Below are 7,623 nucleotides of genomic sequence, written 5' to 3'. Positions count from 1 at the left end.
CGCTCAGCGGCAGCGCAAGATCGTTCATGGTGGGTGTGGTCTCCGGGAAATGGTTCGGATCGGCTTAAGCAACCAAATCCTACGTCATTTCAACGATCAGATCCCGAGCAGCCAGCCAGTATTCGACCGTCGCTGGCGCCTCCGCCCACTGAGGCCTTGTGCTTCCTCCAGCGAGTCAAGCCGATCACCATGCGTGTCGCCAGTTCTGGTGCTCACCCACGTGCCATTTGCGATCTTGTGTCGGTGAGAGCACCGCAAGCACCTCCCCTGCTAGAGGGCAAGGCGGCTTGCGTCGCCCGTGTTGTTACTATTCTTCGCTGTGGTCGGAGTTTTTTCCTTGGCTTCGGAATCGGGACATTCGGCTTTGCAAAAAATAGGCCATCGTGGTCGATCGTCACGCCCCCGAGTTCGGCGGCACGATGGGACGACAGCGGCAGCGCAAGCTTCATTTGCGCGAGGGGCTCGTCCCTTCAACTACTTGATGCGTTTGCGCTTTGCGTACCTCCGTGCATGTTGCTCGATGCCAGGCGGAGACCTCCGTCTAAACGATCGCGCACGATGCAACGCCCACGCGTTGATCGCCATCATCGCGGCGATCGCTTTGCCGCGATCGCCGCAGCCTTTTCGAGCACGACAATCATGCCGGCGGTCGGCAGCGATGCGCATGCAAAAATTCACAGATGCATTCTCGCCAAATGCTAGCTGCCCAGCAAATGTCCGGCATTTCGCAAGGCACCTAGGAAGAGGCTGGCATGGCCGTTGGCATTGATCTTGGCCTGCATCGACAGGGGCATGCTGTGCCAGTTCTCCAAGGGCGCAGTGAAATGTGAGAACGTACCGTTGACGATGCAATGGTGGCTAACAAGGCCCTGTCTGTCCAACGCCAGCACGCCGATCTGGTCGCCCTGATATCGGATGGCTGCGACCCGCTGGACCTCCGCATCACCGTCGACCCGCACGTCGAAAAGCAGGATGCCGCGGCTCCTGGTTGCTACCTCGGCGGCCTTTTCTGCGAAGCTTAAGGAGAGCGAGCGAACGCTTTCGACCGCCAGCTGTAAAATCATCAAATCCAGTTCATCCACTGCCATAAGATACCTGCGCGCAACACATGGGTGATAGCAATCGACCACACCGCTTGTTCACAGATGTCGGCTCACGACCGATCATTCAGGGTTTGGTCGTCCATTGACCGAGGGCGTGCTCCGGTTCGAACCGATCCTGAAGCGGAATGCGCTGGATCTACGGAACCCGAGGAGCAGGCCAGCCAAAGTTGCCGCGACAATTGATGTCGTGATCATTCCAGACATCTGCATCGGCGTCGCTGAACATCCACTGGTAAGTCCGTTCTCTTGCGGCAAGCCCATCCTCGGGCCGTCTTGTACCTGAAGCCCTCGCGGTGGCGTCCCTCGAAGCTCGGGACCGCCGGGCGCTTGATCGTCGAGAACTTTGTTTACGAAGGTCCGGACCTCCTGCAGAGCTTATTCTGGTGCGCTCGCCTTTGAGCATTCCGCTGAAGCGTGACGTTTCGCTAGTCAGTGTTCCTTGCAGGCTCACCGCGAGGGCGCCTTGCACACAGCGGCACGTCAGCGCATGAAACTCGTCCCCCGTTCACTTCACAAAATGGATTTCCTGAAGTACTGGGAGCGCAGAGAAATCTCCGGTCGCAGCCTACCCGGTTAAAACAAGGACCCAAAAATGAAGACTCTCGTCGTCTGCTCCGGCGGATTGGACTCCGTTACCCTTGCTCACAAGGTGGCAGCGGAGCACGAACTCGCCGGCCTCCTATCTTTCGATTACGGCCAACGGCATAGAAAGGAATTGGGCTTCGCCGCCCTTTGCGCGGAGCGACTGAGCGTCCCGCACCGCATCATCGACATCCACGAGATCGGCGGCGGCCTTTCCGGCTCCGCGCTGACCGATAATGTGGAGGTGCCCGACGGGCACTACGCCGAAGACACGATGAAGGTCACGGTGGTGCCGAACCGGAACGCCATCATGTTAGCCATTGCCTTCGGCTTCGCCGCAGCGCACGGCGCTGAGGCGGTGGCGACGGCCGTGCATGGTGGGGATCATTTCATTTATCCCGACTGCCGTCCGGCCTTCATCGACGCTTTCCAGATGATGCAGGACCACGCGCTCGACGGCTACGCGGAGATTCGCATTTATGCACCCTATGTGAATCTCACGAAGGCGGACATTGTTAGGAATGGAGCAGCATACGGCACGCCGTTTGCGCAGACCTGGTCCTGCTACAAGGGCGCCGAGCGTCACTGCGGGAGGTGCGGGACCTGCGTCGAGCGGCGCGAGGCGTTTCATCTCTCTGGGCAGCCGGACCCCACCGACTACGAGGACTCCGACTTCTGGCTCGATGCGCTGCGAAGGAGGACCGCGTAATGTTCCGCATCACCAAGGAATTCCACTTCTCAGCCTCGCATCAGCTCACCTCGTTGCCACCCGATCACCAATGCGCGCGCCTGCACGGGCATAACTACATCGTTGAAGTGGAGCTTTCAGCGAATGGACTGAACGACAACGGCTTCGTGCGCGACTATCACGATTTGGCGCCATTCAAACGCTACATCGACGAGAGCTTCGACCACCGACATCTCAACGACGTGCTGGGACATGAGCAAGTCACGGCGGAATATCTGGCCAGACATTTTTATGAATGGTGCAAGGCACGCCTGCGCGAAACCTCGGCCGTGCGGGTGAGCGAAACGCCGAAAACCTGGGCGGAATACCGGCCATGACCGATACGCATCCCGCAATCCGCGTGAGTGAGATTTTCGGGCCGACGATCCAGGGCGAGGGCGTGCTCATCGGTTTGCCGACGGTCTTCGTCAGAACCGGCGGGTGTGACTATCGCTGTTCCTGGTGCGACAGCCTGCATGCGGTGGACAATCAATTCCGCCATGAATGGGAGATGATGTCCATTGCCGCGGTGTGGCAAAACGTGCTTGCGCTTTCCGGTGGCCGCCCGCTGATGGTATCGCTGTCAGGCGGCAATCCGGCCATCCAGCCGCTCGGCGCGCTCATCGAGCGAGGCCATGGTGAAGGTTACCGTTTTGCGCTGGAAACCCAAGGTTCGGTGGCCAGAGACTGGTTTGCCGACCTTGACGTGCTAGTCCTCAGCCCAAAGCCGCCGTCAAGCCAAATGACGACCGATTGGGCCGCTTTCGAGGCCTGCCTCCAGGCGGCACAAGGCAGGCCGCAAGTCGTGCTCAAGCTCATTGTTTTCGACGAAAGGGACTACGCCTACGCGAAAGACGCCGCTGCGAGATTTCCGCGACTTCCGATCTATCTGCAACCCGGCAATCACACGCCGCCACGCCTCGCAAATGAAGACGCGCCTGTCGATCTTGACGGAATAATAAAACGCATGGAGTGGCTGATTGAAAAGGTGACCCGCGACAGGTGGTTCGAAACCCGCGTGCTGCCGCAGTTGCACGTTATGCTCTGGGGTAACAAGAGAGGCGTCTAGGCGGGGGCCATGCGCTGAGCCGTGTCAGTGCCCACGTTCTGCTAGAATGCGTCAGGTATCTGCCGGAAAAGGCAACTGAACGCTGTGTGCTTTCGACTACGACCGTTTTTTAATCACGCGACTGATGGCGCGAAACCTGGCCAACGATAGCCAGACCAATGACGATGCCCAACCAAACGGCGAAATGGATCGCCTTCACCATATACGAAATAGCCTGTAGCAGCGGCGGCGCCGACAGAGCCAGCCCGGAGGAGGAGAGGTGCTGCTCACCAGCTGCGAAATATTCGGTTAGGGAAGGGATCGTCTGGCCAAGGTCGATATCTTTTAGCGAGGGAGGCGCGTGAGACTTGTTCGCGATGGGCTGGGAAGCGGTCACTCACTTTCAGACGTTCCCGTCGGAACAGACGTTGATTGATTGTTGAATTGGGAGTGTGGATCGGACTGGCCACTTAGGATCAACGACGGGCCACAACTGCCAAAACCGCGTCCACACAGACGATGCATCTATCTCCAGGTTGTCGTTTGGTGCACCCGCTAAGCGAAACTGGAGATTTGCACAGCCCCGACTGCCATGAAGCGGTTTGTTGGAAACCCGATCAAGGGTAGATAGGCGTTGCCTGAAAAGCCCAGCACGTTGGAGCGCAGGCCAAGCCACTCCGCTACGAAACTTAGGGTCGCGCAAACAACACCGGCATCGCGCCAGGCCAAGCTTTCTCCATTCACATAGGCTGCATCGATTTTGGACAGGTCTGCCACCAACCGAAGGGTGCAGCCTGGGGCGGTTCCCAATACCCCTTTCACCTGCTCTCTGTTGAGTTCGGCTGCCTGGGATGAGGCGCCGAGGAAAGCTGCAGCGTGTCTCGTGGGCAGATAGGCGCGTGCCGCATGATCGCTGTTCGACATTTGATAAATGATCTGGACGGGGTGCAATCCACCTGCGGAGGGTGAAATCCGGTGTTCCAAAGGCACGCCGGCACGTCCGATGCCACGAAATTCGCGAGTCCCGCACGCGTACCAAAGCAATGCTTCAATCTCGTGCCAGCTTACAGGCGCCCCAATGGCAGATCGCCGCGACTCCATTACGTCTAGAAATGATCGATCGCGCTGCTCTTCCGGCTTTGGAAGCTCACGTATTACCGCGCCTGCCGGCAACCAGGCAGACCAGTCACCAGGCTGCTCCCTGGGAGCAGGTTCTTCAGTGAGGCGTCCAGCCAAGAGCCGACCAGGTATTGTAATGCTTCACGCAGCCCCTGCATCTGCCGCAGGCGTAATTCCCAACGTGGCACGAGTGCGCCCAGGCGAGGGTCGCTTGGTCGATCTCGGAGGTTCGCACCAGTTCGACCGCATCCAGCTCGATAGCCGGAGCTTCTACAGTGATGCCGCCCTCCTGAAGCGCCAGCAGCTTCGAGATATGCTCGACAAAGTCGGGACGCCCGTCGGCGTGGACGCCGTCGGTGGCGAGGGCGCCGATAAGGAGGTGTTTTACGCCGCTCTTCACCGCAGCCATGCCAGCGAGCGTGATCAGGAGCTGATTGCGGAATGGCCACCACTCCGACACTGGCGCGACCTCAGACGGCGCACTGCCCGCCAAGTCCCCAGATCCTAGAGCCGAGCAATCGACGCAAATGACTTCGTGAGGGATATTGAGGAGGCGCGCGACCTGGCCAGCGGCGACGATTTCAGCCTCAGCCGGCTTCTGCCCATAGTCGATGGTGATGCAAACGTTCGGACGCTTCCACCAAGCGATGCTGACCGAGTCCATGCCTCCAGAGAGTAGCAATGCCGTCTTCATTTAGGCAGGCTCCATATCGCCTTGTAGATCGCGGTCACGAAGTCCTGCGCGACCATCGTGCCCGAGCCCACGAACATCTTTAAGTCTTCCTCCTTCTCGTTCTCCGCCAGTGCAACGATCGGGATGCCCTTTTTTCTCGCATACCCGACTTCGAAGACAGTTCCGGGGTCCATGCCGTTCAGTATCGCAAAGATGACGTCGCAACCGTCCAAACCGATCAAATCCGCCGGAGCGACGACGTCGGCCTTGCCGGGTCCGATTTCATGTACGGGCGAGAAGACGTCTGCTCCCGCATCAATGAGTGCGAGCCGCGCCTCTTCGACCAGCCAGCGCTGTCCAAGGTCAAAGAAAGGTGCGGCAAGGTAAATGCGTCCAGAGCCAGGCTTGATCGGTTTTGCCCTGGCGGACATCAAAATATCTGGAGTGGGAGGTGGAAGGGTTCGCGAGTTGCAATACCAAGCGGTTGCGCGCGACGCCAAATCCGCGGCTTCGACCGGTTCCTTCCCATGTATCGCCCAGAAACCGGCAAACGTTGAGGAAAACACGTCCCCTGACCCGAGCTTCCAGACTGAATCCGATTCGTAGAGTGGAACCTGTTGTTGGTGCTCGGGCGTGAGGACCAATGCCCCCAGCGCGCCCATCTTCAAGACGACGACTTCGGCGCCGTCATTATGAAACAGCCAATTGGCGCCTTCGCGCGGATTGTCGGTCCCAGTGATGGACCGCATCTCCAACCGGTTGAGAACCACACCGAGCCTAGCTGCCGACGAACCGTTTCTCCTGAACGGTTGGGCGTCGAACGCAGATTGAGGGTCATACACTGCTATGTTCGCGGACACGATGACGTCTGATTCGATCATCCCATAGCGGATGACGATGTTGTTCTCGACCTTGATATCTGGAAGTCTCTTCAGCAATGCCGGTGGCGGCGAGATATGTGGCACCGAGAGCGTATGGACATAATCGAAAGTGACTGCCTGCTCGGTACCCAGGAGATTCAGTTGGACGTCAGCAAGTTCTGCCTCAACAGCGATCCGATCGCTGAGCCGGCTGTTGGCGTAACCTCGTAGTTGCACGCGGCCACCTGCAAGCTGCGCGATCGCAAACGCGCCGCGTCCTGCCGACCCTAAGACACGATCCCATTCGGGTTGCAGGCAGCGCTCATGGTAGACGCCGCCCGCAACGGTTACGTCGCGGCTCACACCGGGTAGACCCTGACCGTGTAGACGCCGCCGGAGATCGACAGAATCTCAGCTTTGTATAGCACCGCCTGCTGAACAATGCAGTTGATCACCTGCAGATAGCCAACGAACGTGAGCGACCCGCCGAGGTTTCCGCCAGCATCCCGTACGACAAGCGTTGAAGAACTACCGATGGCCACAACGTCGACATCCAGAACGTTGCCCACGTTAAGCGGTCCAAGGACCGAAGGCTTCGGACTGTTAACGGGAGCCTGGTACTCGCGGCTGCATTGATCGAATCCCCCTCCGACAGCGGGACCGAGATCACTCCGTCCACTGCCTCCGCCGCCACCGCTCATGTCAGGTCCTCCTCGCCTAGTTCGGGACTAGAGCCTGATTCGAAACATTCATCAACGTTTGTAAGAGGCGCGGATGTACGCTTCGCATGACTTTCCACATTACGGCGTCCAGCATTGATGCCCGGACTCCAATCGCAGAGCTGAAATCCAAATATTTCTCCTCCAGTCTGAAATAATCGGTAGCTGGATTCGCCTTTGCAGGAAAAACGCCTATTTGGCAGCAGGCGCGGATGATATGAACGTCGAGTATAGCGACATCATCGCTGCGTCGACGATTGCGAACTACCCACGATGCGGTCTTCGGACCGATCCCGGGCAAGGTACAAAGGCTATCGCGCAACTCTCTGTCGTTCAACTGGGCCTCGTCAATCATAGCAACGCCTTCCAGGCATCTGTGCAAGTAGCCTGCACGTTGCTTTGCGAACCGGTATCTCACGGATCGTCCGAGGACTGATAGCGGTTCTGATAGCAGTGATTCCGCCTGCGCTAGAGTCAGGCGGGGACCGTTCACGCGCATATAGGAGCGGACGCGATCGTATGCGGCAAGGCCAACCTCAGCAGGTGCGCCGTGCCCGCCTAGAAGGCACGCGACCACTTCCTCTGCAAGCGTTTCGCCAAGTCCGCTCTCGTCAGGCGTGTCAAGCGCGTCCATCCAAACTTGCGTTGCCCAGAAAGCCGGCGTGAACACTGCCGCGAAATCCCCCCAAGGGACCGACGGCATAACCTCGGCATCGGCATCCGGCAGATGCAGGAAGATCGGCTGCCCATCCTTCAGCGAAATAACCTGTTGCATCTCTCAGTCCCAATCAT

Annotated in this window: 10 protein-coding genes; 3 read left to right on the top strand and 7 right to left on the bottom strand. The window is 58.7% G+C overall.

Annotated features, from left to right (window positions below):
• Positions 1–698 precede the first annotated feature (698 nt).
• Positions 699–1,088, bottom strand: a complete 390-nt coding sequence (locus NKJ12_RS30270; protein ID WP_352508067.1) for a hypothetical protein — start codon at positions 1,086–1,088, stop codon at positions 699–701.
• Positions 1,089–1,695: 607 nt separating this feature from the next.
• Here NKJ12_RS30270 and queC point away from each other — a divergent pair.
• Genes queC through queE form a run of 3 tightly spaced genes read left to right on the top strand, consistent with a single transcriptional unit; the run spans position 1,696 to position 3,481 of the window.
• Positions 1,696–2,394: a 7-cyano-7-deazaguanine synthase QueC gene (gene queC / locus NKJ12_RS30265; protein ID WP_352508068.1), complete on the top strand. Its 699-nt coding sequence runs from the start codon at positions 1,696–1,698 to the stop codon at positions 2,392–2,394.
• The gene (gene queD, locus NKJ12_RS30260; protein WP_023722053.1) at positions 2,394–2,750 is read left to right on the top strand and encodes a 6-carboxytetrahydropterin synthase QueD; all 357 of its coding nucleotides are present in this window, start codon (positions 2,394–2,396) and stop codon (positions 2,748–2,750) included. The genes queC and queD overlap by 1 nt, the downstream gene beginning before the upstream one ends.
• Complete coding sequence (gene queE / locus NKJ12_RS30255) at positions 2,747–3,481, top strand: 7-carboxy-7-deazaguanine synthase QueE (RefSeq protein WP_352508070.1); 735 nt, start codon at positions 2,747–2,749, stop codon at positions 3,479–3,481. Before queD ends, queE begins: the two co-directional genes overlap by 4 nt.
• Positions 3,482–3,590: 109 nt before the next feature.
• Here the strand turns inward: queE and NKJ12_RS30250 are convergent, their stop codons facing one another.
• The 6 genes from NKJ12_RS30250 to NKJ12_RS30225 form a co-directional block, all read right to left on the bottom strand.
• Positions 3,591–3,857 (bottom strand): hypothetical protein, encoded by a 267-nt coding sequence (locus NKJ12_RS30250; protein ID WP_352567116.1) that lies wholly within the window; start codon positions 3,855–3,857, stop codon positions 3,591–3,593.
• A 158-nt stretch (positions 3,858–4,015) separates the two neighbouring features.
• A complete protein-coding gene (locus tag NKJ12_RS30245; RefSeq protein WP_352508072.1) occupies positions 4,016–4,450 on the bottom strand; it encodes a nitroreductase family protein in 435 nt (144 codons plus the stop codon).
• 226 nt (positions 4,451–4,676) lie between these two features.
• Positions 4,677–5,273, bottom strand: coding sequence for a 7-cyano-7-deazaguanine synthase (locus NKJ12_RS30240; RefSeq protein WP_352508073.1), 597 nt, complete (start codon positions 5,271–5,273; stop codon positions 4,677–4,679).
• Positions 5,270–6,475 carry a PfkB family carbohydrate kinase gene (locus tag NKJ12_RS30235; protein WP_352508074.1) on the bottom strand — a complete coding sequence of 402 codons (1,206 nt, stop codon included), beginning with the start codon at positions 6,473–6,475 and terminating at the stop codon, positions 5,270–5,272. Before NKJ12_RS30235 ends, NKJ12_RS30240 begins: the two co-directional genes overlap by 4 nt.
• Entirely contained in the window at positions 6,472–6,681 is a 210-nt protein-coding gene (locus tag NKJ12_RS30230) for a hypothetical protein (RefSeq protein ID WP_352508075.1), read from the bottom strand. Before NKJ12_RS30230 ends, NKJ12_RS30235 begins: the two co-directional genes overlap by 4 nt.
• A 148-nt stretch (positions 6,682–6,829) precedes the next feature.
• The gene (locus NKJ12_RS30225; RefSeq protein ID WP_352508076.1) at positions 6,830–7,606 is read right to left on the bottom strand and encodes an endonuclease III domain-containing protein; all 777 of its coding nucleotides are present in this window, start codon (positions 7,604–7,606) and stop codon (positions 6,830–6,832) included.
• Positions 7,607–7,623 lie beyond the last annotated feature (17 nt).

It is taken from the genome of Mesorhizobium sp. M0195, from assembly GCF_040322115.1.
GTDB lineage: Bacteria > Pseudomonadota > Alphaproteobacteria > Rhizobiales > Rhizobiaceae > Mesorhizobium.
Note: the sequence above shows the minus strand (reverse complement) of the source record. Positions and strands in the feature narration are given on the sequence as shown.